This is a genomic window from Desulfurococcus sp., from assembly GCF_038881575.1.
Classification (GTDB): Archaea; Thermoproteota; Thermoprotei_A; order Sulfolobales; family Desulfurococcaceae; genus Desulfurococcus.
Map to the genome: position 1 here is coordinate 178,452 of NZ_JAVZPN010000001.1, position 24,580 is coordinate 203,031.

Annotated in this window: 23 protein-coding genes and 1 pseudogene; 16 read left to right on the plus strand and 8 right to left on the minus strand. The window is 48.9% G+C overall.

The genetic code is table 11. The features are described 5' to 3' along the window. Nucleotides 1-15: 15 nt before the first annotated feature. Nucleotides 16-1,362, plus strand: coding sequence for an NfeD family protein (locus QXV08_RS00915; RefSeq protein ID WP_342786554.1), 1,347 nt, complete (start codon nucleotides 16-18; stop codon nucleotides 1,360-1,362). Here QXV08_RS00915 and QXV08_RS00920 read toward each other — a convergent pair. Then, nucleotides 1,355-2,824 carry a DUF2139 domain-containing protein gene (locus tag QXV08_RS00920; RefSeq protein ID WP_342786555.1) on the minus strand — a complete coding sequence of 490 codons (1,470 nt, stop codon included), beginning with the start codon at nucleotides 2,822-2,824 and terminating at the stop codon, nucleotides 1,355-1,357. The genes QXV08_RS00915 and QXV08_RS00920 overlap by 8 nt on opposite strands. A 496-nt stretch (nucleotides 2,825-3,320) precedes the next feature. Here QXV08_RS00920 and QXV08_RS00925 point away from each other — a divergent pair, with 496 nt between their 5' ends. From QXV08_RS00925 to QXV08_RS00950, 6 genes are all read left to right on the plus strand, one after another. Further along, a complete protein-coding gene (locus tag QXV08_RS00925; protein WP_342788084.1) occupies nucleotides 3,321-4,283 on the plus strand; it encodes a MoxR family ATPase in 963 nt (320 codons plus the stop codon). After that, the gene (locus QXV08_RS00930) at nucleotides 4,280-5,512 is read left to right on the plus strand and encodes a DUF58 domain-containing protein (protein ID WP_342788085.1); all 1,233 of its coding nucleotides are present in this window, start codon (nucleotides 4,280-4,282) and stop codon (nucleotides 5,510-5,512) included. Before QXV08_RS00925 ends, QXV08_RS00930 begins: the two co-directional genes overlap by 4 nt. Next, the gene (locus QXV08_RS00935; RefSeq protein ID WP_342786558.1) at nucleotides 5,512-6,153 is read left to right on the plus strand and encodes a hypothetical protein; all 642 of its coding nucleotides are present in this window, start codon (nucleotides 5,512-5,514) and stop codon (nucleotides 6,151-6,153) included. The genes QXV08_RS00930 and QXV08_RS00935 overlap by 1 nt, the downstream gene beginning before the upstream one ends. A gap of 20 nt (nucleotides 6,154-6,173) precedes the next feature. Further along, on the plus strand, nucleotides 6,174-6,362 hold the full coding sequence (locus QXV08_RS00940) for a hypothetical protein (protein WP_342788086.1): 189 nt from the start codon (nucleotides 6,174-6,176) through the stop codon (nucleotides 6,360-6,362). Nucleotides 6,363-6,414: 52 nt separating this feature from the next. After that, nucleotides 6,415-7,332: a hypothetical protein gene (locus tag QXV08_RS00945; protein WP_342788087.1), complete on the plus strand. Its 918-nt coding sequence runs from the start codon at nucleotides 6,415-6,417 to the stop codon at nucleotides 7,330-7,332. A gap of 69 nt (nucleotides 7,333-7,401) precedes the next feature. Beyond that, nucleotides 7,402-8,796 carry an FAD-dependent oxidoreductase gene (locus QXV08_RS00950; RefSeq protein WP_342786561.1) on the plus strand — a complete coding sequence of 465 codons (1,395 nt, stop codon included), beginning with the start codon at nucleotides 7,402-7,404 and terminating at the stop codon, nucleotides 8,794-8,796. A gap of 3 nt (nucleotides 8,797-8,799) precedes the next feature. Here the strand turns inward: QXV08_RS00950 and QXV08_RS00955 are convergent, their stop codons facing one another. Next, nucleotides 8,800-9,906, minus strand: coding sequence for an MFS transporter (locus QXV08_RS00955; RefSeq protein ID WP_342786562.1), 1,107 nt, complete (start codon nucleotides 9,904-9,906; stop codon nucleotides 8,800-8,802). Between the two features lie 492 nt (nucleotides 9,907-10,398). Here QXV08_RS00955 and QXV08_RS00960 point away from each other — a divergent pair, with 492 nt between their 5' ends. The 4 genes and pseudogenes from QXV08_RS00960 (at nucleotide 10,399) to QXV08_RS00975 (ending at nucleotide 13,619) form a co-directional block, all read left to right on the plus strand. Further along, complete coding sequence (locus QXV08_RS00960; RefSeq protein ID WP_342788088.1) at nucleotides 10,399-11,406, plus strand: ABC transporter ATP-binding protein; 1,008 nt, start codon at nucleotides 10,399-10,401, stop codon at nucleotides 11,404-11,406. After that, complete coding sequence (locus QXV08_RS00965; protein WP_342786564.1) at nucleotides 11,390-12,202, plus strand: ABC transporter permease; 813 nt, start codon at nucleotides 11,390-11,392, stop codon at nucleotides 12,200-12,202. The genes QXV08_RS00960 and QXV08_RS00965 overlap by 17 nt, the downstream gene beginning before the upstream one ends. Next, the gene (locus tag QXV08_RS00970; protein WP_342788089.1) at nucleotides 12,199-12,999 is read left to right on the plus strand and encodes a hypothetical protein; all 801 of its coding nucleotides are present in this window, start codon (nucleotides 12,199-12,201) and stop codon (nucleotides 12,997-12,999) included. The genes QXV08_RS00965 and QXV08_RS00970 overlap by 4 nt, the downstream gene beginning before the upstream one ends. A gap of 265 nt (nucleotides 13,000-13,264) precedes the next feature. Continuing rightward, nucleotides 13,265-13,619 (plus strand): annotated as a pseudogene (locus QXV08_RS00975) (carboxymuconolactone decarboxylase family protein). 6 nt (nucleotides 13,620-13,625) lie between these two features. Here the strand turns inward: QXV08_RS00975 and QXV08_RS00980 are convergent. Then, nucleotides 13,626-14,888: a glycoside hydrolase family 1 protein gene (locus QXV08_RS00980; RefSeq protein WP_342786567.1), complete on the minus strand. Its 1,263-nt coding sequence runs from the start codon at nucleotides 14,886-14,888 to the stop codon at nucleotides 13,626-13,628. Between the two features lie 106 nt (nucleotides 14,889-14,994). On the opposite strand from QXV08_RS00980, the gene QXV08_RS00985 reads away from it, so the two are divergent. Next, nucleotides 14,995-15,420 (plus strand): CBS domain-containing protein, encoded by a 426-nt coding sequence (locus QXV08_RS00985; RefSeq protein ID WP_342786568.1) that lies wholly within the window; start codon nucleotides 14,995-14,997, stop codon nucleotides 15,418-15,420. 10 nt (nucleotides 15,421-15,430) lie between these two features. Here the strand turns inward: QXV08_RS00985 and tsaA are convergent, their stop codons facing one another. The 4 genes from tsaA to QXV08_RS01005 are packed head-to-tail and all read right to left on the minus strand — an operon-like array spanning nucleotide 15,431 to nucleotide 18,990. Further along, the gene (gene tsaA, locus QXV08_RS00990) at nucleotides 15,431-15,940 is read right to left on the minus strand and encodes a tRNA (N6-threonylcarbamoyladenosine(37)-N6)-methyltransferase TrmO (protein WP_342788090.1); all 510 of its coding nucleotides are present in this window, start codon (nucleotides 15,938-15,940) and stop codon (nucleotides 15,431-15,433) included. A gap of 47 nt (nucleotides 15,941-15,987) precedes the next feature. Beyond that, nucleotides 15,988-16,698: a hypothetical protein gene (locus tag QXV08_RS00995; RefSeq protein ID WP_342786570.1), complete on the minus strand. Its 711-nt coding sequence runs from the start codon at nucleotides 16,696-16,698 to the stop codon at nucleotides 15,988-15,990. Nucleotides 16,699-16,758: 60 nt separating this feature from the next. Beyond that, nucleotides 16,759-17,736, minus strand: coding sequence for a galactose-1-phosphate uridylyltransferase (gene galT / locus QXV08_RS01000; protein WP_342788091.1), 978 nt, complete (start codon nucleotides 17,734-17,736; stop codon nucleotides 16,759-16,761). Nucleotides 17,737-17,742: 6 nt separating this feature from the next. Further along, nucleotides 17,743-18,990, minus strand: coding sequence for a galactokinase family protein (locus tag QXV08_RS01005; protein WP_342786572.1), 1,248 nt, complete (start codon nucleotides 18,988-18,990; stop codon nucleotides 17,743-17,745). 119 nt (nucleotides 18,991-19,109) lie between these two features. Between QXV08_RS01005 and QXV08_RS01010 the strand changes: the two genes are divergently transcribed. Both QXV08_RS01010 and QXV08_RS01015 read left to right on the plus strand, forming a co-directional pair. Then, a complete protein-coding gene (locus tag QXV08_RS01010) occupies nucleotides 19,110-20,072 on the plus strand; it encodes an NAD-dependent epimerase/dehydratase family protein (RefSeq protein WP_342786573.1) in 963 nt (320 codons plus the stop codon). Nucleotides 20,073-20,269: 197 nt separating this feature from the next. Next, complete coding sequence (locus QXV08_RS01015; RefSeq protein WP_342786574.1) at nucleotides 20,270-21,484, plus strand: pyridoxal-phosphate dependent enzyme; 1,215 nt, start codon at nucleotides 20,270-20,272, stop codon at nucleotides 21,482-21,484. Between the two features lie 5 nt (nucleotides 21,485-21,489). On the opposite strand, the gene QXV08_RS01020 is transcribed toward QXV08_RS01015, so the two are convergent. Continuing rightward, nucleotides 21,490-22,632 (minus strand): magnesium transporter, encoded by a 1,143-nt coding sequence (locus QXV08_RS01020; RefSeq protein ID WP_342786575.1) that lies wholly within the window; start codon nucleotides 22,630-22,632, stop codon nucleotides 21,490-21,492. 84 nt (nucleotides 22,633-22,716) lie between these two features. Between QXV08_RS01020 and QXV08_RS01025 the strand changes: the two genes are divergently transcribed. Continuing rightward, nucleotides 22,717-23,925 carry a potassium transporter TrkA gene (locus QXV08_RS01025; protein ID WP_342788092.1) on the plus strand — a complete coding sequence of 403 codons (1,209 nt, stop codon included), beginning with the start codon at nucleotides 22,717-22,719 and terminating at the stop codon, nucleotides 23,923-23,925. 96 nt (nucleotides 23,926-24,021) lie between these two features. Next, nucleotides 24,022-24,486 (plus strand): archaellin/type IV pilin N-terminal domain-containing protein, encoded by a 465-nt coding sequence (locus QXV08_RS01030; RefSeq protein WP_342791446.1) that lies wholly within the window; start codon nucleotides 24,022-24,024, stop codon nucleotides 24,484-24,486. Nucleotides 24,487-24,580: the final 94 nt, after the last annotated feature.

The window sequence follows — 24,580 nt, forward strand, 5'->3', positions numbered from 1 at the left end:
ATAGGTGTATTTGGATTGGTTAGAAACCAATTACTATTTTTTACACTAGTCATCGTAGTGACACTACTCATTCAAGCCATCTCCATCAGTGGTGATAATGGTCAAGCATACACAAGGACTATAAATCAAGCCATAGTACTCGATATAACCCCGCCCTTCGACACCATAGACACTGGTGTAGCTGAGTGCTTTATAGATGCCTTAAGGGAGGCCGAGTCCACTGGCTCACTCTTGATCTACCGTGTAAACTCGTATGGCGGCCTCCTGGACGCTGGCTTCACAATAGGTGATGCAGTATTATACTCTAAGACGCCCACTGTAGCCTACGTGGAGACCAAGGCTTTAAGTGCTGCCACACTGATAATACTGCCGGCTAACATTGTTGCCTTACAGAGGTATTCAACCATAGGCGATATGCAGCCCGTGATGGTTGATCCATTAACAGGTCAGATACAGTTCATCAATGAATCCAAGATACTCAACCCAATAATAGAGAGGGCTAAGACCTATGCGAGCAGGGGTAATAGGAATCAAACCATAATTGAGGAATTCGTAACCCGTGCATTAACCATTAACTCCTCCCTCGCCATTGCTAGCGGGGTGGCTGATCTAGAGGTGGAGAACTTCGATGAACTACTTGCTACATTGAAGGGGGTTCATGTGAGAATCAGTGACACTGAGTACGTGTTAAACATAGATAGGGGGATGGTGAAGACTTTCTCCTGTAGTATAAGGTCTCGCATGATATCCATTCTCTCGAACTCATATATAGCGAACATACTTACCACGATAGGAATGCTCGCCACGATCTTCGCTCTCGTCTCAGGCAAGCTCGCCATACTCCCGTTGACGATAGGGATGCTACTCCTAGGCCTCGTGGGCACCGGGTTCAGTGCTAACATGGTTTCAGCCTTCCTCATAATGCTTGGAGCATTACTGCTAGCTCTAGAGCTCTTCGTTATACCCGGGTTCGGCGTGGTTGGTGTAAGCGGGATAATATTATTGACACTGGGACTCGCACTACTACCGGTCTACGTCCCCACAGGGGTCTCGCCGAGTAGCGAATATATTACTGTCTTAAGGCTATATATATTAGTGATCTCCCTGTTTTTAGGCGGGGTATTCGGCACCGTTATATATAAGGTGGCTAAGGTGAGGCGTAAGAAGCCCGTGGAATTTCTCCCGGTTAATAAGAAAGGCAGAACGGTTGACGAGTTAAAGCCTGGATCCATAGGCTTTATAATGGTCGAGGGAGAGTACTGGAGGGCCGTGTCAGACGAGTATATTGCGCCAGGCGAGGAGGTAATTGTGGAGGAGATGCGGGAGGACGGTGTTCTAAGGGTTAGAAAAAAGACTAGTTGAGGACTATGTATATCCTTGCCCCTTGATCACTGTCCTCCAGCTTGAATGATACTATCCCCCAGTACCCCTTTAAATCAACCCTGTTTCTCCCCTCCTTCAACCCTACACTGGTCTCCTCTATGAGCTCGGGGGGTAATCCCGCGTCATAGTGTTTAATTAACAGCTTATTCGGCTTACCCGTGTAAACCACTAGATAAGGCTCCCTGTACCCTGTTAAGGGTATGCCACCGAAGAAGCCGTCTCCAACCATCCACCCATATACCCTGAATACTATGGATGGGGGCTGACTACTCAATAATTCATCCTCACTGACTATAGTTAACCCCTTGAAGCCCGCGTCAACTGGTGCAGCGTCTTTACCTCCGAGGTTAGGTGTTGTCGAGTACCCTATTATAACCTTTCCCCCCTTCTTAGTCATGCTAGTCACCCTAGCTCCGAGGGCCATCACTATCCTCGCCTGGGGAGGCGCTATATACACTAGTACAGAGGGGCCTACTACCGTATTATAGTATTTGACAAGGGCTTGATCGCTCTCCCTGTAGCCGTGGAGGAAGCCATGAGTATAAGCGTTGAATGGCGCCAGAATCCCCCCTGCAACCGGTAGCGCGTTGCTTCTATGCGGTGCATAAGGGTTCCTACCGAAGTCGAAGAGCCTTACGAACCTGGGCTCATCTATCCAGGGCTCCACCGGGTTCCCTACTAGTACCCCGCCACGGAAGAAGTGGTAGTACCTTGTGTAAGCGCTTAACGCGTACCCGCTTCCACGTATCTCCACGCCTCCTCCGTCAACCGATATTCTGCTCCAGGATTCCACTGCGTATTTGATGAGCCTACCGCTTGATAAATCCACACACTGAATACCGTCGATGCCCGTCATCCAGTTGGGCTGCATGTCGAAGCATGCGTAGTCGAGGAAAAGCGAGCCCTTTAACCCGGGTACATCGCTGATCCTCTCCAGCTTCCCGCCTTTACGCGGCAGGGAGTACAAGCCTAGGTTCACGTGTCCATCGGCCCTGCCCAGGAGCAGTCTATCGTTCACTGGATCATATATTATCTGGGATATCTCGCCAGCCCACTTGTACTCGTCATGTATGCTCTCGCTCCAGAGTAGCCTGATGCTTCTCTCATTGATGTTATAGGAGTGGACATGACTATACTTGTTCCTGAAGTCTATCTCGCCTGAAGCATTCATCTTGCCCTTGAATACAGCGGGGTTGTGGACCCAGCCACCGAAGAATATCTCGTCGTCGACTACATCCACGGCATTATAGGTATCACCTCCTGAAGCCGGGCCAGGCCCAAGATGCTGAAACCTGTATATCTCCTCGATATCGTCACGGGTGAAGTGGGCTTCTCCTTCCATTGACAACGTATAATATAATACCCCTTTGTAGTAGGTTAACCCGAATACTCCACCGCTACCCCATTCAGGCCCATACCTGGGTGGGTGAATATATGTCATCCTAAGTGACCTCCGATATTAGATATACCACATATTAAGTCTTAAACCCTGATGGCTGGGAGACGGAGTGAAGAGGTGATATATAGGTAAGGTATATTGTGAAGATGGTAGTTATGCCTGAAACCTGAAAGCTACAAGACATTGTCTCGAGATATACCAGCGTCAAGGGTTTGACATGTGTTTCTGAGTTGTAGGCTGCCTAGCGTTCTCCCTGCCTTATAACTTTATACACCTATAAGCCTAGCGGTGACCCTCAGGCCCCGAGACCCATGGCTGGCCGTGGAGAGGGGCTAGGGAAAGCCGTGTAAACCAGCCCACGGAGACCCGGAAAAACCATGAGCAGGAAACGGTAGCGTTCAGTAACTACGATCTTCTTGGTTTTCTTAAGGTTATATTAATATAGAAAAATATTTCTAGGACATGCGGATATGGTGTGAAAGCATTAATTTACATGGTTCAAGATATAGCTATGATGTAGCATGGAGGTTTCTCAGTAATGACTAGCACTGGTGTCAGCAAGGAGGAGGTTGAATACTATAGGACACTATTGGATAAATGTATCAATAATATACAGAGGAAGATCGTGGGCAAGACGAGGGAGCTCCAGATAATCCTTGCAACCCTTTTCTCACAGGGTCATGTACTGCTTGAAGGCGTGCCTGGGACAGCTAAGACGCTTATGGCTAAAGCACTCGCCGCCACACTTGGATTAGAGTTCAAGAGGGTGCAAGCTACACCCGACATCCTTCCCTCGGACGTGATTGGCGTGAACATCTATGACCCGAAAACCATGGGCTTCGTCTTCCGGAAGGGGCCAATCTTCACTAATATACTCTTATTTGATGAGGTGAATAGGGCACCTCCTAAAACACAGTCAGCATTGCTTGAGGCTATGCAGGAGAGGCAGGTGACGGTTGAAGGTGTCACGTATAAGCTACCGGAGCCCTTCCTAGTGATCGCGACCATGAACCCCGTGGAGACCGAGGGAACCTTCCCCTTGCCTGAGGCACAGGTTGATAGATTCCTCGCCAGGATCGTGATAGATTACCCCTCGATAGATGAGATGGTGGAGGTCTTGAAGAAGTATGATGAGATAGCTGTGCTAGATGATTTAAAACCCGTCCTCGACAGGGAGACCGTGCTCAGATTGATGGCTTTATCCAAGAGGATATACGTGGATGACAATGTGTTGAAGTATATAGTCGCTATAGTTGAGGCTTCGAGAAGACACCCCATGGTCAGGCTTGGTGCCTCGCCAAGGGGCGCAATAGCACTCCTACTCCTCTCCAGGAGCCTTGCCTTGATGCAGGGAAGGAGCTATGTCATACCTGATGACGTTAAGCAGGTTGCATACGCTGCATTATCCCATAGGCTGATACTTAGGAGTGAGGCGAGGCTGTCGAGGCTCACGCCTGAGTCAATTATAGATGATGTCCTTGAGAAGGTGGAGCCTCCTTGAAGATAACGAGTACAGGTATAGTGTACCTTGCACTCACTGTAATCTCCATAATATACTCCATCGCATCCATGAACCACTTCTACTACTTGTTATCACTGCTAGCTGTCTTCATCTTCATCAGTGAATACTACTTGTTCAGGGATGCCTTATCAGTGATCAATGGGATAAAGGTCTCCAGGAGAATCTCTAGTAGAAGCATTCTGGAGCTTGAGAGCGTTGAGATCGGTGTGGAGTTGAGTAATGACACCGGTAAGAGCATACCGAGGGTACTCGTCGTGGAGGATCCCCCGGGGTATATTCAGCCGGAGGTGAAGCCTGTCTTCACGGTTTTCCTCCCAGCATACTCGAAGAGTATTCTGAGCTACCGTGTCAAAGCCCTTGCCCCAGGTAGGATTGACCTCCCTGGTCTCCGCCTGATTTTCGCTGACCCGCTTTCATTCTTCTACGCTGTCTTATCAATCGAGCTACGCGACCACATTGTTGTCCAACCCCTTTATACAAGGGTTGATGAAGTCCTGAAGAGTATTGAGAGAATCACGGGCATCAATGTAAAGGGTCGTTCTTTCAGTGGAGAATATGATCTAGCCAATATAAGAGAGTACTCCCCCGGCGACGATGTTAGGAGGATACTTTGGAAGCACTACGCTAAGACTGGAAACCTGATGGTGAGAGAGGACTACGGTGATGTAAAGCCCTCCATCCTCCTAGTTATTGACATGCGTAAGAGGCTCTGGGAGATAGGCTCAGGTGTGAACACCCTGGCCCACGTGCAGCTGAGGCTCGCTCGATCTCTGTTGGAGAGCATGTCGACGATGAAGGCCCGCGTGGATGTTGCGATGTGCACGGAGACGTCGCCGAAGATATACTTCGACGCCTGGAGAGACCCTAGTGAGGCATTTTACTCCCTTCTCAGCACCCTGCAACCGGGCGGGGGCTGCGGCATCCCCTTGTCAACCATTAAACAGGTGCTTGCCTACATTGGCGGTAGAAGATATGATTCAGTTATCATTGTCACTAACCCTGTAACACTGGTTGAGGATGGCATTGACTCAGTGAGGGAGGTAGCATCTCTGGCACCCGGTGGGGCAGTAGTGGTCTTACCCAGGTTCGACTACGATGTATACGCTGGATTAAGTGGGAAGGAGCTCGCCGTGGTTGTAGGGAAGCTGGTGGGTGAGGCAGGTGTTGAGGCATTTATCGCCGAGGAGGATCTAAGGGTGGTTGCATAGTGATCTACCTGTTTATTACGCTGATACTGCTCCTGCCCCTTGTGCTACTAGATCTCCTGCTAGGCCTCGGTGTAACCCCGTTCATGCTACTAGTGATCTCCATTCTCTCAGCTATCATCCAGCCTGATCCCTCATTAATCCTCTCACCGCTTCTGCTCGTGGCAACCGGCTTCCTCGAGTACGTGTATAGGATCAGGGGGCCTGGTGTAGGGGTTAGGGCGGTGTTCCTCGAGACTTACTCCACTCAGCTTTTCTTCCTGGTCTTTGGTGCGTTGATATCACTACTGCTCAACACTAGTAGCTTGCCGGGCCTCGATGAATGGTCATCATCGTTTATCTATTTAACAATATACTTCGCCACTTCACTACTCCTGATACGGGGTGGGGGAGATGCATTAGCGTGGATTAATGGGTTATTGGAGCATAGTGTTGAAGGAGTTGAGGATGCATTATGGCATGCATCCCTGATTCTAGCATTCATACTCTCAATCAATGTCTACATGGAGATACACGTGTATGCACTGGTTTACCTTGCTCTACTTGGGCTAGCGGTCTACTATAGGAGGAGATTAATCCCCGGTAGACTCATGCTTCTGGCTTCACTACTATATGCTTTAATATTTATACTTGTTTTAAGGTAGTGTAGCAGATTGGTGATTACGTGGTGTCTAATATTGTTAAAGCAGCATTCGTGATCCTACTTATTGCATCAATAGTCTTCCTAGCTGTATCAGTATGGCTACTCTATACTGGTGAAGCACTGCCATCTCTCCTCTCGTTGGTGATAGGGTTGACCCTCCTCTCAACCTCTCTATCAGTGCTCAGAAAGTTGCTCACCGTGGCTGACTGAGTGTTTTATACCTGGTTTACTCTAGATTATACCTGTGTGAGCGTGAAGGGTCTTGGAGGTAAGGCTTCTAGCCTTCGATAGTATGGGAGTTAGATCGATGTCTACATTCATATCAACTCGTGACGTCAGGATACATATTGATCCAGCTGTCTCACTAGCCCCCAGGAGATACGGGTTGCCTCCACACCCCAGGGAGGTTGATAGACTGGTTAAGGCTGGGAGGGAGATCGAGGAGGCAGCGTACAAGGCTGACGTTATAATCATAACGCACTACCACTACGACCATCATGACCCAGGCTTCCTCATACCTCTCGAAATATACCGTGACAAGATCGTTTATGTGAAGGACCCTGTGAACAATATCAATGTAAGCCAGAGGATCCGTGCATCAAGGTTCCTTAAGCAGGTTAAAGAGCTGGCTAGGGAGGTTCATGTAGCCGAGGGAAGCATGGTTAGATTCGGGGATACAGTGATAAGGATGAGTCAGGCTGTACCCCATGGACCAAGCACTAGGCTTGGATACGTTGTAGAGGTGAGTATTAGACGCGGAGACGAGGTATTCCTGTACACAAGTGACGTGGAGGGACCCTGCCTAGAGGAGCATATGGGCTTCATACTTGGGGAGAAGCCGGGTATCATAGTGGTTGACGGAGCCCTCTCATACATGCTTGGCTACAGGTATTCCGTTAAGAGCCTCGAGGCCAGCATCGATAACTTGAAAAAGATTATTGATGCCGGTGCAAAAACAGTCATCGTGGATCACCATCTCCTCCGCGACCTCAAGTACATGGAGAGAATGGCTGAGGCCGTTGAATACGGGTTGAAGCATGGTGTAAGGGTTATCACCGCTGCTGAGTACATGGGTAAACCAATCGAGCAATTAGAGGCATTAAGGGATAAGCTCTACGAGGAGGAGCCCGTCAAGGAGCCCTCTATCCCTGAGAACCTGAGGGATCTCTTGGAGGAATAGTGTTGGAAACAATATATAACCGAAGTATATAGTATATGGATAACTATATATGTGTTTGGTGAGTCTAACATGAGGAGATATGATGTAGTCGTGGTAGGCGGCGGGGCAGCTGGGTTCACAGCTGCCTTAACAGCTAAGATGCTCTACCCTGAGTTAAGTGTCTTAATGATAACTAGGAGCGATAAGACCCCCATAGTCTGCGCGCTCCCATATGCTATAGCCGGTAACAGACCCCTTGAAGACTACTTGATGCCATACAATTACGCATCCATGTTGGGAGTAGAAATATTAGTTGACGAGGTAGTTGAAGTCGACACGGAGAACAGGGTTGTTAAAACCAGGAATGGTGTAGAGGTGTCCTTCGGCAACCTGATAATAGCCACAGGCTCCAAGCCCGAGGTCTACAGGGTTGAAGGAATGGCGCTTCAAGGAGTGTATGTTCTAGGGAAGAACTATGATAATGTGGCTGAGCTGAGGAAAGCAGTGAACCGTGACGGAGTCAGGGTAGTGGTTGTAGGAAGCGGGTTGACAACAGTCGAGCTGGCTGATGCTCTCAGCGGTATCCCAGGGCTCACAGACCATGTTAAGAGAAGGGTCGTGGTGGTCTCTAGGAGAAGATATGTTTTATCAAGATACTTTGATGAGGAGTTCGCTGAGATAGCTGAAAAGGAGCTTGTATCCAAGGGCGTGAAGATATACACTAATACAAGGGTTAAGAGAATACTTGGCGAGTCAAGTGTTAAGGGTGTAGAGCTTGACAACGGGGAGATCGTGGAGACTGATGTCGTCATCATGGTGCCTACATGGGTTCCCGATACAGAGCTAGCGGTTAAAGCAGGCCTCGACGTGTTGATGCAGGGCGTAATCGTCAACGATTACATGCAGACAGGGAAGCCATACGTGTACGCTACAGGAGACTGCATAGTGAAACGGGACTTCCTCACGAGTAGCATGAGGGATATAAAGCTAGCTACCCTGGCTTGCGAGGAGGCTAGGAGGGCTGTATCAGCTATTAAAGGCGTGGCTTTGAGCCCTAGCAGGATGGGGAGGATACCGGTCACAGTAACCAGGATAGGCGGCATAGTAATGGGTGCTGCAGGCTACATAGAGACCCATGCATTGAACCAGGGGATGTCATACATTGTTGGAAGGGCTAAAGCAGTGAACAGGCACCCGGTATGGTTCCCCGGTGGATGCGAGGTACAGGTGAAGCTCCTCTTCCTTCAGGATGGTAGACTAATAGGTGGACAGGTGGCTGGAGCCTGCAATGAGGTAGCAGAGATAACGAACACTATAGCGGTAGCTATACAGGGCTCCCTAAGGATAGAGGACTTAATCATAGGGCTCCAGCATGGCTCACACCCATTGCTAACATACTCACCAGTAATGCATCCATTAATAAACGCTGCTATCGATGCATACATGAAGATGAAAAGGTGTGGTTGCCCAGGAGTAAGTAATTAAATGCTACTTCCTCCTGGATGTGCCTAGGATTAAGAATCCCAGGCTACAGAAGAGTATGAAGAGTGACGTGTAGCCTATCATGGCTATATTGTTGAAGCATCCCCCGAGAACCAGTATTAACGCTCCTGCAACACTTATACTGGTGGTGAAGACGCCTGATGCAAGCGACTGTAGTTTACCTGGTAGCTTCCTCGAAATCGATATTACTAACCCCTGCTCTAGGAGGGGGTATATTGGGAAGGCCCATAGTATTGCTACTACTAGTGGATCACTTATATGGAGGAAGAGGACAATGAATAAAGCGTACTCGAGGATAGCTGTTGCAGTAAGGATGGATGGGTTACCCTTATCGGATGCCCTGCCTAGTAGTGGCCATATTAATGCCCCGGTTAAAGCTGGTATAGTGTTGACCACTAGCCCGAATAAGACGGGATCTCCCAACATGGATCTAACAACTAGCACGTAATTGCTGAAGAAGAATCTTGTACCTGTGAAGGCTAGGAGTGAAACCGTGAAGAGCATCCAAACCCTCCTCACGCCTTCAACCACATCTCTGAGCCCTGCTCCAGGGTAGGCTACTTCACCAGGGTATGATGCATAGATAAACATGTAGCCTGTGAAGGCTAGGATGCCTAGGAGGGGCATGCCTGTGGAGTAGGGTAGGTATTCAGCCATGTATCCTCCGAGGACTCCTCCAACCGCCCATCCAAGGGAGTTTGAGACACCCATTAACGAGTAGGCTGAGCCAGAGGAGTTGGTATAGTGGAGGAGGCCCCCGTATATGCTTGGCTGAGCCATGCTTGTCGCTACACCATAGACTAGTATTAGCAGGGGGATGAACTCTACACTGGTGAAGCCTATTAATGCAAGAGGTATTGAGGATAATGCACCGAGCAATAGCATCCTCCTCCTACCAATGACATCGCCTACCATGCCCCCCACAACCGAGAAGAAGCCGGGCACAGTCTCAGAGGCTATGAGGAGGCTCATGAAGACGTAATCCAAGCCTACATGTTTATACACTATGTCACGTGAAACCGTATAGTAGGCTCCCCCAACCACTCCAAGCATGAATGACGCTGCGTAAAACACGTAGAGAACTTTTTTCACCCCTAGCCCCTCCTATAGGCACATCAATATACGTGGATAAGGCTTAAAGCATTATATAATGATCCTACCCATGAAACGGTTCCAGAACAATGATGGGTTGCCCTAGAGGAGCCAGAACCCCCATCCTTCAGGGCGGGAGCCGTCAGCCGCTCCGAAGGGATCCTTCGTCATTCATGGTGAGGAGGAGGCCAGTACCTGATGCACCCCAGCAGTATTTAAAATATTTACATTAAGCGAGCACATGTCTTGTCGATTATTATATTAATTGATTAAATATACTCCGTTCCATGGAGCCATGAGGGTTGACTGAAAGCTTATTAGGCTTAGTGTTTAGAGTAGTCAGGTGGTAACGTCACCAAAAGCCCCGCGCTAAGCGGGGTAGGGGTAACACGCCCGAGACCAGGCGCAGGGCTAAACCCGGCGAGAACCGGGAATATACCTCACCCTTTTAGGGCGGGAAGTAGATCAGGGTGGTTTCGGAGGGTTTAAGGCTTGCATGAGTACACTATAGTTGCTGAAGGGCTTGTTAAGAGATATGTGACGAGACAGAGGAAAGGGCTCTTCAAGTCTACTCCCCAGGTTATTGAGGCGCTTAGAGGAGTGAGCTTTAAGGTGAGGAGGAGAGAGGTCGTCGGACTCCTGGGTCCTAATGGCGCTGGTAAGACAACTACCGTGAAGATACTTGCAACACTCCTCATACCTGATGAGGGGGATGCATGGATTAACGGGTTCCACGTGGTTGAGGAAGTCGATGATGTGAGGAAGAGTATAGGTGTAGTGTTTAGTGTGGAGAAGGGGTTCTACGCTAAGTTGACTGGGAGGGAGAACCTGAGGTACTTCGCCGCGCTCTACGGGCTCTCCAGTTCCGAGGCCGAGAAGCGCGTCGAGGAGTTACTGAGGCTCCTCGAGCTGGATAAGCTTGGAGCATCTGATAGGCTCTTCGAGGAGTACAGTCTCGGGATGAAGGCTAGGCTTGGATTGGCGAGGGCCCTGTTAAGGGATCCACCGGTGCTTATACTCGACGAGCCAACCCTTGGACTAGACCCTCCTTCAGCCAGGAGGATAAGGAGCCTAGTTAGGGAGATGGCTGGTAACGGTAAGACGATACTCTACACAACCCACAATATGTTCGAGGCTGAGCTGGTCTGCGACAGGATACTCTTGATAGATAAGGGCAGGATCATTGCTGAGGGAACACCAGGGGAGCTCAAGGAGAAGATGGCTGGGAAGAGAACTATTGTAGCCCATGTCAGAGGAGACAAGATGCTTGTCTCGAGGACGATTGAGGGATTAGAGGTTGAGAAGGTTTCCGTGGAGGAGAGCGAGGAGGGACTCACGGTGAGGCTCCTCACAAGGTCGCCTGAGGAGGTTGCAGGTATATTATTAAGGGAGCTGGTTGCGAGAGGTGTGGAAGTATACACTTTGAGGATTGAGGAGCCAACTCTTGAAGACGTCTTCATATACTTTACAAGTGGTGGGGGGCATGAGGGAGCTACTTGAGATCATTAGGGCTGAATACATGTTTGTATACGGCGACGTCATAAGGAGGAAGAGCGCTCTTATATCTCTCCTTGCATATCCATACATGCTTACAGCGTTCATACTGGGCATAGGCTATGGATTAGGAGGGTTAAACACTTTCACTGAGAGAACCGGTGCAGACCCCATTCTCTTCTATATCTCTGGTAGCTATATGATGCTGAGCATTATGGCTGTAAGTGACGACCTGCTATGGCGCCCCGACTTCGACCACTGGATGGGCACTCTGCCCTATGTACTCTTATCACCTGTTAAAAGAGTATACAGGTACGTAGCGATCCCCCTGCCTCGTTTAACACTAGTGGTACTCCTCGGCTCAACCAGTGTTGTACCAGTATTCATACTCCTCCACGGTGTCCCCGGGCTCGTCGAGAGCCTCGCCGTAGTAGCCATGAGTGTAGTGGCATCCCTATCCTTTATACCTGTCTCCCTGTTAATAATGGGGTTACTGTATAGATCCACAGGTGAGAACTGGCGAGTACTCAACATCGTGAGACCCCTCATAATGATACTGCTGGGAGTCTACTACCCCAGGTACATGATGCCCTGGGTAGCCCGTTTAATAACCTACCTGATCCCATCGAGCAGTGTTATTGAGGTTGGGCAGAGGCTCCTAACCAGTTTTGAGCTCGACTCCTACTCCTGGATACTTATAGGGCTTGCAACAGCTCTCACATTGATCTACCTGCCTATAGGTGTTAGAAGCATTGTTAAATGGGAGGGCAAGCTCCGTGTAGCAGGGGTGAAGACGGAGTGAAGGAAGTGATCACACAGACGCTCACAGCCTACTTTAAGGCTGAGATGCTGAGGGAGCATGGTTTCTGGATAAGCCTAATAGGCTTCACTCTCTGGGGATTCCTCTTCATAGGGCCCATAGTATTGTTCTCGCCGAGCAGCCTCGATAAGCAGGTTACAGCGGGCTATACGCTGGTAGCTATGCTAGTGTTCTCCTCCTATATGACTGCTACATGGGATTGGAGCAGTCACTTAAGGTGGATGCTTAGGAGCGGTGTCCTGGAACAGGCTATCGTGGCTGGTAGAAGCATATACCTATACTTTATTGGACTCCTCCCAGTCAGCTTGATGTGGCTTGTGATAGAGGTCGGGGAGATCTATTTATTACTAACACTATTCTATGCTCCACCATACCTCAGCGTCTCCGATCCACTCCTATTTTTCACAGCGCTCGCGATGATACTAACCGTACTGGTAGCGCACAGCCTGCTACTGGGGGCATCCATACTTGCGTCTGGAACCAGTAATATAATAGTCGAGTTCCTCTCCTGGATAATACCTATAGCCAGCGGCGGGTTAACACCCCTTGCCTCAATGCCCCAACAGGTGCAGATAGTAGCGTTGGCAACGCCATACTCGTATCCAGCCGAGCTACTCAGACACATCCTCCTTAAAGCACCAGTAGTAATGCCTACTGATAAGCTTATCCTCTATGGCCTACCCTATGCTCTAGCATACTTGATTATAGCGTTAGCCGTCAATCACTACGCGCTTGCCAGGATCAGGAGAAACGGTGCACCCTCTATAGGGATGTACTAGATTTACATCTGAAAGCCTCGTCCTTCAGGATGGAGAGGAGGTCGGATATCAGGCTTGGTGTTTAGAGTCCTCGGGGAGGAGCTCTGGAAGAAATGCAGGGGATCTCTGGTCACCCTGACTGCGCTGCATACGAGAGATGTAAATCCGAGTAAATACAGGGAACCAGTGAACCACCTCTTTCAAGGTGTGGAAGGAGGTTAGTGTTGAGTAAATATTATAAGTAAATAAAGTAAATAATTATATATACGAATACTTGTAACAAAATATGGTGAACCACGTGTCTTACAAGACTGAACTCGAGAAAATAGTCTCCACATTAAACGAGCTCTCCTCCAAGGCACCCGAGCTCCAGGAGTTCCTGAAGTACGTGCATGAAGCTGAGTCGACGAAGACCCTTGATACGAAGACCAAGGAGTTGATCAGCCTGGGTATAGCTATCGCTGTGAGGTGCGAACCCTGTATAATATGGCACACTAATGCGGTGGTGAATGCCGGCGCAACAATGGATGAAATACTCGATGTGATAAAGGTAGCTGTATGCATGGGCGGCGGGCCCGCCCTCATGTATGCCTTAGAAAGCATATAATGTAGCGAAGGAGTTCCTAGCTGGGAAGAAGTAGTCCTAGTCAACCCTGTTTTTCACCATACTTCTCCAGTAGCTCATCACTTATCCTCTTAGTCCTCGCTATCTCACCGTAGACATGCGCGCTTCTCCTGGGTTTCCTCTCGAATGTCGAGTAGTCTACCTCGATTAAGCCGAACCTCTGCTCGAAGCCCTTATCCCATTCATAGTTATCCATGAAGCTCCAATAATAGTAGCCGTGTATAGGTATGTCCTCGGATAAAGCTTTGTAGACGTACTGGAGGTGTCTCACGATCGAGAGTATTCTTAACTCATCGTCTTTAACGGCTACACCGTTCTCCGTGATAACTATATCCCTCCTGTATCTATCATAGACCTCTTTCATCACCTCATAGATTCCCCTGGGATATATACAGTACCCCATAGTGGTCCACAACCCTGTGTCAAGGGGCCTCACATCCATGAACATCTTCAAGGGGTTAAACACGTGTTTAACCACGAACCCACTATAATAGTTGACGCCGATGAAATCCATACCGCTCTCCTCAACCCTCTTTACCCCTCTCAGTGAAACATATTCTCCCTGGAGTATTCCCTTCAGGAACCCATGGTTATATGCCTCCCTAGCCTTCTCACATGCATTGAGATCCCGCTTGCCATCACTAGCCGGCTTGAATGACGCGAGGTTCTGGGCTATCCCTACCCTGCCCTTCCCCTTGAGGACCTCGTAGGCCTCCTTATAAGCCTTCACGATGTTCACTGCTGCTTTATCAGCTATCTTCAGGCTTCTGTAGCCAGGGGGCCACACTCCCATTATATAGCCCTGGAGAATGTAGACGTTTGGCTCGTTGAAGACAACCCAGTATTCCACCCCTTTAACACTATCAACAATTACTTCAACATACCTCCTGAAGTAGGACAGGTTCTCCTCTCTGAGCCATCCCCCTTTATCAATAAACCATTTGGGGCTCGTGAAATGGTGTAGTGTGACCACGGGGGTTATCCCGTGCTTTCTTAGGAGCTCCACGATCTCCACGTACCTGTTCAAAGCCCTCTCATCGAACAAGTTCTCTTGGGGGAATACCCTGCTCCACTCTATGGAGAACCTGTATCCATTGTAGCCGAGCCTACTCATTAACTCTATGTCTTCATGGTAGAGCTCCCAGTGGTTGCATGCCTTACCTGATTTAACTCTTAGCCTTCCAGTTGTCTCCCAATGCCACCAGTCATTATACATGTTGTCTCCTTCAATCTGATGGGAAGCCGTTGCCGTTCCAAATGTGAAGTCCCGGGGGAATTCTATCAAGGATATCTCCTCTTATCTTATCTGGAATATCTAGGTGGGAGCTATAAAAATAAAGCTTTATAGATAGCATTACTAAGTGATATGTATTGGGAAAAAGGTGGCATATATGTCGCTCTTTAGACGTAAGAGAAGCGTGCCTTTAAGGGTAAGCGATATCATGTCGACTCCACCGATCACAATAAAGGAGACGGAGCCCGTGGAGAAAGCCGCTAAACTAATGTTCGAGAACAACACCTCAAGCGTCATAGTGGTCAACAGTGATGGCTTGCTAACAGGTATCGTGACAGCTAAGGATATAGTGGCAGCTGTTGCACTAGGTAAGATAGGCCAGGACATACCAGTGGCAAGGTTCATGAAGGAGAACCCGTTAACCATAGGCCCTGATGCACACATAACTGAAGCCCTTGAGAAGATGAGGGAATTCAATGTAAGACACTTACCAGTCGTAGATAAAAATAATAAACCTGTTGGAATGGTCAGCATTAGAGACATCATGGATGTTCTCTTAACACTCCTCAAGATAATTGAGTAGAAACCGCTCCTCAAGGCGTCAAATCCAATCCGGTTTTCTCCCTAATCCTCTCCTCAAGCACCCTGAGCCACTCAGGTACCTTGAAACCCTGCACCACCCTGCCCTTATCATAGGGCTTTATATCAAGTACGGGGGTACCGTCGAAGAGATCGAGGCCCCTGACGTAGATCCTGTTCTCCTCTATCTTCTCCACCTCCACAATAATTAACGCTATTGGATTGGGCCTGTGGGGGCTATCAGTGGCGAACACGCCGAGCTCCGGGAGCTCCTCTAGTTTGAAGCCTAGCCTCAGGAGTTTCCTCGGCTTAACGATCAAGGTGTTCCTGGCTTCACTAGGTACTTTATGAAGATATGCCACTATTATTATATGAGAGAAGCCCTCTAATCCCTCGAGGCCCTCAGCATACTCCGGTAACACCTCAATATATCCCTCCACAATGCTTTTATCTAGGGCTTTCTTGATCTCTTCATCCAGTGTGCCCGTCCTCACAAATCCAATGGGCTTCAACACTATGTCCATGATAACCCGCCTTAGAGAGAGGGGTTTTCAGTTGTAACAGTATTTATTCAACCACCCTTAAACCTGCTGCATGAGTAGGCCAGTGCCTGCAGGAATATTAAGGCGTTATTTAAGAGCCCGATGAAATCGCTTCTCCTATATAGATCCAGGAGCCTTGCTGCATCCTTTGAAAACCCTTCGCACACCTTCCTTATCTCTCTACTAATAGTCTTGGATCTAACCAATGCCTCGAGCCTGCTTACGGCTTCCTCAAGCCTCTTTACAAGCTGCTCTAGTTCATCTAGATCCCCTTCAACTATTGAAAGCATGATACCGTTTAAAGCACTGGTTACCTCCTCTATTAGCCCCTTTATCTCTCCAGGGATCAATCCCCATGTACCCGTTTTCGCTATAGGGGTATGCACCTGGTATACTGATACCTCGAGAGGGGTTTTACCGAGGAGCTTGAAGGCTTCTCCTACTGGTGGTTGACCTGGTCCAACCTCCATGTTGACTATTGTTCTACCGGATAACAGTATATGCATCTCGGCGTCCTGGTAGACTATGTCGAAATACTTGTATCCTGGCTGATTAATTAATGCCTCCAGGTGCTCCCTTAACGCATTACTGTAGTCTTCCTTAAAATATTTACCCGGGAACTCCGCCAACAATGTTAACTCGAGCACTGAAAGCAGCTTCTTCAACGGTATCCTCTTAGACGTGGACTCCAGCCTGCTACCTACGAGTAGTTTTACGCCGTAGAAATCCACATTATCCATCATTACACCGTTTTGTCTTTCCCCTCTGCTATGCGTACACGAGGTTAAAAACTTAACTAGCTACGTGTGTCCACACTTATTCTCCCTAATAGCCTTCCCCAATAATTCTGCAACATACTCCGGGGTGGAGTCGTAGGTAAAGTTCCCCCCACCAGTCTCCATGCCGGCGGCATACTTGAGCTTCCCGGTTGTCCTGTACATGCCATATATCTCGATATGGAGGTGGTAGAATGGATACCTGGTGTGCATGGGGTTCTGGTGGAGAACCATCGTGTAGGGCATTGGTTTCCCGAGGACCTTGTTCAATCCACATAGAACCGTCTTTAATACATGGGCTAGTGCAGTCACCTCATCACTGGTTAGATCCGTTAACTCACCCACATGTCTCCGGGGGTATATGTGGACCTCGAACGGCCAGTGTGCATAGAATGGTATGAAGGCCACCCAGTTGCTTGAATCATATACTATTCTAGCCTTCTCCCCCTCCTCCTCCCTGATTATCCTGCAGAAAAGACACTCCTTGTTCTCACCATAATATCTCCTAGCGTTTTCAATCTCCCTCTGCGCCCTGACGGGCACGAAGGGGAGTACATATATCTGTGAATGAGGATGTGTTAGGGATACACCTATTTCACGCCCCTTATTCCTGAAGAAGAGGAAGTAAACGAGCCTCTTATCCTGCTTCTCCTCCCTGTACTTATCGATAACTAGGTTGAGCACTTTGGCTATGTGTTCAACGGGGAGATCACTTATATCATCTAGATCATGGAGAGGGGTCTCAACAACCACCCAACACCTCCCATACGAGGGCGCAGTCCTGTAGAAACCATGCTTCCCCGGCTCTAAAGGAGTATCGCTGAGCATGGGGTACCGGTTCCTGAGTACTAGTGCATCCCATCCATACCCTGTCTCAGGCGCGCCGGGGCAGAAGGGGCAGAAGCCCTCGGGCTGCCAGGGCCTCGCCTCCCTTATGCTTGAAACCATGACCCACTCTCCGAGGACAGGGTCCCATCTCAGCTCCTGGATCCTTCTCTCCACTGGTGATCACCTGTCTCCATGCGTCTTAACTCCCTCATCTATCTCAACTATCCATCCACGGGGTGCACAGCAATCCAGGACTCCTTTAAGTGCTTTCCCAGCAGTATCCCTATCCCTACATAAAGCTATAACAGAGCCGCCTAGCCCAGCCCCCGAGAGCTTGGCCCCCAGTGCTCCATGCTTATTCATTTCCTCAACTATCCTATCTATCTCTGGCAGGCTTACATCATATAGCTTGCTGAGTAAGTAATGCTGGTGATTCATTACTAAGCCTATTAGCTCTAGTCTCCATGTATTACTGGAGAGAATAGATCTCACCCTTCCAGGCTCCACTAATTCGCTACCGAGAACCTCTACAACCTCACTAACCGTGGGCTTAAACCCCTTCAACACCTTAACCGCCAGCATCGTGGATGAATGCATTCTAATCGTGAACTCTATCCTCCTAGCCCCAGCCCTGTTCACGTTTTCAAGGTATGGGGTGAGCTCATCTAGTGTGAGCTCCTCCCACCTCGGCTCCCAGTACCTATACCCAAGCTTGCTCTTCAAGCCCGGGGGAACAATGCTCATTAACTCGTTTAAAGCCTTATCTATCTCACCTTGTACACGTGGATGGATATCGGCTGTCGAGTGCCTGATCCCAGAGTCCACTACGAGCCAAACCCCCTCTCTGAACCCGAGTTCTTCGACATTATACGGGGGCCTTGTATGTATCAATGTTACGCCGCCGAAGGCTGAACCATACTGGTCTAGTCTCCCGCAAGGTATACCCATGACCTTGTTCTCGGCTTTGAAAGCATACTCAGCTATATCCCTCCTGCTAAGCCCAAGCCCGTTGAGCTCGCTTATACCCCAGGCGACAGCTACCTCGAGGGCCGCACTGCTCGCCAGCCCTGATGCAACGGGTATATTGCTTGCAATATATGCCTTAAACCCCTTGATCCTGTATCCTTCCTCAGTGAAGACCTTGAATACCGCCCTAATATAGTCGCCGAACCATTTACCACCCCTCAGTGTTATCTCCCCAGGCTGGAATTCATCCACCGCGTTAAGGTTCTCGGAGTAAGCCACGACTCCATTATTGCTGGGCGCTAATGCAATGTATGTCCTAAGGTTCACCCCTATAGCTGAGACCGGTAAGCCCTTATAATCCTGGTGGGTATTCAGGAAGTCTAGTCTACCAGGTGCTGAGACCACTATCGATGGCTTTTCACCATAGAACTCCTTGAACGCCTTACTTATTTTATCAATCATGAAACCATCCTCCCGGATTCTCCATGATGAGGGCCCTTGGATTTTAAATCTTGATGTAATTCTTATTAAATCCATGCCTAATTAATGAACTCATATGATGCAGGGGAAAGGGATTAAGCATGAGATACGTTGTCACAGGAGGAGCGGGCTTCATAGGTAGCCACTTAGTCGATTACCTTGTCTACAGGCTTAAAGCTGATGATGTGGTGGTGATCGATAATTTATCCTCAGGCTCGCCCAGGAATATAGAGAAGCATATTGAGGCAGGAGTAGTGAGACTCGTTAAGGCGGATTTATCTAAGCGCGGAGAGTGGGAGAAGAGCCTTGAAGGAGCCGATATAGTTTTCCACTATGCCGCCAACCCTGAGGTCAGGATATCGAGTGTGGAGCCAGGCATACACTTCGAGAACAACGTGGTCGCGACATTCAATGTACTGGAGGCGATGAGGCTCGGCGGCGTGGGTAAGCTAGTCTTCGCCAGTAGCTCAACGGTTTACGGGGAACCCTCGGTTATACCCACCCCTGAGGACTACCATCCGTTGAAACCTATCTCCATATATGGTGCATCAAAACTAGCATCCGAGGTACTCATACAAGTGTATAGTGAGCTATACGGGTTTAAAGCACTGATACTACGCTATGCAAACATAATTGGAGCGAGGAGCAACCACGGGGTCATAGTGGACTTCATAAACAAGCTAAGGAGGGATCCCTCCAGGCTGGAGATACTTGGGGATGGAACACAGAGGAAGAGCTATCTCCATGTAAGCGACGCTGTTGACGCCACAATGCATCTCGCCGTGAATAAGCTTGACAGCATGCATGGAGTAGATGTTTACAACGTGGGCAACCATGATTGGGTAACCGTAACCGAGATAGCAGATATAATAGTCGAGGAGATGGGCCTCGGGAGAGTCGACTACGTGTTCAAGAAGACCACACCAGATGGAAGAGGGTGGCCTGGAGACGTTAAATTAATGCTCCTCGACATAAGGAAGCTGGAGTCAACAGGGTGGAAACCCAGGCTCTCTTCAAGGGACGCGGTTAGAAGAACCGTGAGAGAACTCCTCGGCAAGACCTGAGCCAACCCAGACCTCAAAGACACCGGTATATTTTCATCCAGGCCTACATTCACGCTCTGCTATAATACCCGGTGCCTAGCCCTGGGAACACTGCTATTCCCACCCATAGCGCCCGAATCACGTGTTCAATATCCCCCGGTGAAATAGATAAAAATGCTTCCCTATAACATGTTTAATAAACATGTTTATTAGAGGTGGTGATTTTGAAGCTGGTTGAGCCGGCTGCGCTCAAGGCCCCTAGTATGACGCTTAAAGAATACATTGATACACTAGGCCGCATTATCTCCAAGTGGAGGACGCCAATAATCCATGTCAGGAATGACAGAGTGCTTGAGGAGGATGTAGCCGTATTCAACGCTCTAGCTGAGTTCGGGGTTAGATATATACCTGTTTCAGATACCCCTGGTGAAGCTGGGGAGGTATCCCTCACCCTCTTAGACCCTTTCCACGAGGTTCAGGGAAACGGTTTAAGAGTATATGATTCAGTCGTGGAGCTTGTGTCAAGGGATACGCCTACACCGCTGGTTAAGCTGAGGTCGCTGAGCAATAGCGATGTAAGGGTGTGGGCTAAGCTAGAGTGGTACCATCCATTCAGCCTAAGCATAAAGGATAGGGTTGCATGGTACATGCTCCACAGGTTTCTCGAGAGAGGTGGTAGGCCGGCTAAACTGTACGAGGCGTCTTCAACTAACACGGGTATGGCGCTGGTGGGACTCGGGAACTATCACGGGGTGAAGACAAGAATATATCTCCCAGCTACAACCCAGAGATGCGTCGACTACGTGTTCAAAGCAATGGGTGCCGAGGTCGTGAGGGAGAGAACACCTATAACGATAAGCATGCTCAGCAAGGTCCTCGTGGAGGCAGCTAGGGATAATGCTGTTGTATTAAACCAGTTCGAGAACGACTATAACTTCCTCACTCATTTAAGGTATACAGCCAAGGAGATAGACTACCAGTTAATGGGCAAGGGAGTGAAGCCAAGTGTTGTTGTAGCTGGGCTCGGGACAAGCGGGCATCTCTCAGCGCTCTCATTCTACTTTAAGAATAAGTACGGGGACGTAGAGACTATAGGAGTTCAGCCGGCACAGGGCTCAAGTATCCCGGGTATCAGGAGGGTGGAGACAGGGGTTAAATGGCTCCACATGGTTGAAGTAGACAGGGTTGTCGATGTAAGGCTCGAGGAGGCTTTAACAGGGATACTTCACGTGGCGAGGATTGATGGGATACTGCCAGGCTTCAGCTCGGGGGCAGCAGTATATGCATTGATGAGGCTGCTGAATGAGGGTTCGCTTAGGGGAGATGTAGTTGTTGTCTTCCCGGATCATGGATTGAAGTACGTTGAGCTACTCGAGATGCTTCTAGCTGAGAAATGCATCGAGGAGTCAGCACCAGGGTTGAGTCATGAATAATCAGCCTAGATGAATAATCTCAGTACCAGTAGTGTGGAGAGGTAGCCTGTAAAATCAGTGAACGTGGTCATTAAGGGAAACACTATGTTATCAGGGTCCCAGCCATGCTTAAACGAGATAGTGGTGAGGTAGAAGGTTGTAACAGTTGAGAGCGAGTATACGAGTATGAATGACATAGTGATTGAAATTGTTGACACAGCGAACATCCCTGGGGCACTGGTAGCCAGGATCACGATGTATGCTGCAAGTATCGATATGAATGTAGCTATAGCCTCGACAAGGCTTTCCCACCGGTATCTACTGGTATCAGCACTGCCTTTCACATGGAACTCTATGTTCAACTTATTGCCTAGGTGCCCCATGGAGGCCCCTATTAAAGCATTAAAGGCTGGTAGAACACCGAGGACCTCGGGGACCCTGCTAAGTAACCCCTCAATGCTGACGGCTGCAAAAAGACCTCCCAGGCTGCTTCCCGAGGCAGCTATGATGGATGACACGGCGTTCTCCTTAACCGGTTTATCCTCATGTATCCTGGCCAAGTAGAGGTATGATATAGCCAGCGATGCAAGCACGCCTAGTACGAAGAGGAGCTTAACTATGAACGGTATCGCCTGGTACATCAGTGACACAAGGATCAGTGTTAAAGGGGTTAGGGCATCCCCTACACCGGTGACAACCACGGCGACGAAGCCGGATGGATCCACGCCCTTCTTAAACAACATGATCACGGAAGCCAATACAATGGGGTTTAGCACGAGGAAAACGATGATCGTCGACGCAGTCACAACGAATACGAGGGAAACGGGATCCATGGAGCCAAGGTTAAGCATGTATGAGAGTACCAGCCCCATGAAGCATAGTTCAAGCGAGGCAATTAGGGATACCGTGAACCCCGTAAGAATATTAATCATGTTGAACCTAGTGAACAACTTTGGCTCAGCCGCACCTATATGTAGCGCTGTTGTAAGCCTGTACCCTATGGCGCCGTAGACGTCGCCGCGAAGATCCATGAGCCCGGGTATCACAATCATCAACACCGGGTACACTAGTAGCAACTCTATGTTGAATCTCAGGGTCAACCCGGCTATTACCTCCCCCACGGCGAGGGTTAGCAGGGGTATTAGCGAGCCGATGAGCCTCCTAGCCACCGCAATATGCTTCCACCCTTATTCACTCTATGTGGATGTTTTTAAGAGGGTTACAGTATATATATCTACCACTCGAGGAGTTGCATGGTGTCCAGTGGGAATCTAACGCCTGAGCAACATAGGAGGCTCCACGAGAAATTCACAAGGATAAGATACAAGCCTGTATCCGTTGCAAGCATCTTAAAGACTATCTGGAGCCTGAGCGATATAGGTTTAGACCTAGCATTCTACGCTTACTTCTCAAGGGATACTGAGGCAGCTGAGAGAGTCCTAGATATAAACAGGGTGATAGACGAGAACCTAGCCCAGTTCATAATGCATACTGCACTGGCATACGGTAGAACCAGGGAGGGAGCCGAGGCAAGCCTCCTAGCCTTCTACTATGGCTCAGCAATAGACACGATAGTAGACAGCGTCAAGGACATAGTTTACACACTGCTAGTCGGGCACGCGCCGAGCCTGAGCTATGATGAGATAGCATTACTCATGGATGGAGAGATAGTCGCCAAACTCGTGCTCGAGAAACCAGTTAAAATCATAGAGCTCACCGACGCATACCCAGTCGACGTGCTGCTTAGCGTCCATGCCGGGAAATCAATGCTCGCCCCCTCACCCGAGACTATTCTACCGGCAAAGTCCACAATATACGTGAGGGGTTACAGGGAGAACGTTATCAGGCTACTCAGCGACCACGGTGCAACACTACAGGAGAAACGGTTATCAGGGGAGCTCGAGCAGGTTTTAAAGAGCATAGTGGAGCTCAAGGACTACACGAGGCTCATGATAGACCTAGCCCACTACACGCTACTGGAGCCCGAGCCAGGCGTGGTAGAGGAGGTGGAGGACCTCGAGGTCTACATAGACTGGAGGCAGCTAGACGCATTAAACAAGCTCAAGGAGGCTTCAGGTAAGATAAACCCTGATACATTCATAGGGCTCTCAATCCTCTTCAAGGAGCTCGAGGACATAGCCGATGCATCCAACACTATAAGCCACATACCAAGCCTCCTCGAGGAGCTGCCCGAGGAGTACAGCGAGGTCTTCGCCAAGATATTCGAGACAATAGGGGAGAAGATAAAGACGATCACAGTGTCAAGGGAGACAAGCCTAGACAGGGTGACGGTGTGGCTGAGGAAATACGGGGGAACAGTCCTAGCTGTTAAAACAGGGGATGCATGGATAGCGTACCCACTAGCAAGAAACCCCGTGCTTAAACCCGGAGACAAGCTAGTGGTAGCATACCCAGCCGAGTTCACTGAGGAAGTGGGGCAGCTCCTAAAGAACCATATATAATGGTTAAACAGCTACGTGTTTAAATTCGACAGAAATACCGTAAAACATTATTTATAAACCAAACCAAGGAATAAATAAATCGAGGTGGAGATAAAAATGAAGAAGGCAATTTCACCAGTAATAGCCACAGTAATAATAGTAGCAGTAACAATAGCAATAGCGATCGCAGTAGCATTATGGATGACAGGCCTAGTAGGCTCATTCACAGGCACCGAGAACCTCCAAATAGTCTCAGCATACGCTCAGAAAGCTCCTAGTGCAACAAACACGTGGACCATATATCTTGAAGTAAAGAACGTTGGAACAGTAGACGTAACAATAGACAACATATTCATAAACGGAGTACCAGTATCAAGCCTCAGCAATACGCCCACTATTAGCACAACTATCGGCTCTCAATCAGGAAGTGTTTCACTTAGCGACATAAGAATACCTATTTCAACAGGTGGAACAGCTAAGATAACTATTACTGTCACAGGCTATACTCCTGGCCAGATGCTTGAGGTAAAGCTACACAGTGCAGCTGGCAAAGAATACCCGAAGCAGGTAACGCTACCATAGGGGTGTCAAATACCTTTAAATCCACACCGTTTTTTACATGCGTCTATATGGTATCTCCTCTACACGTCGACATCACCCAGCTTGATTGCTTCCC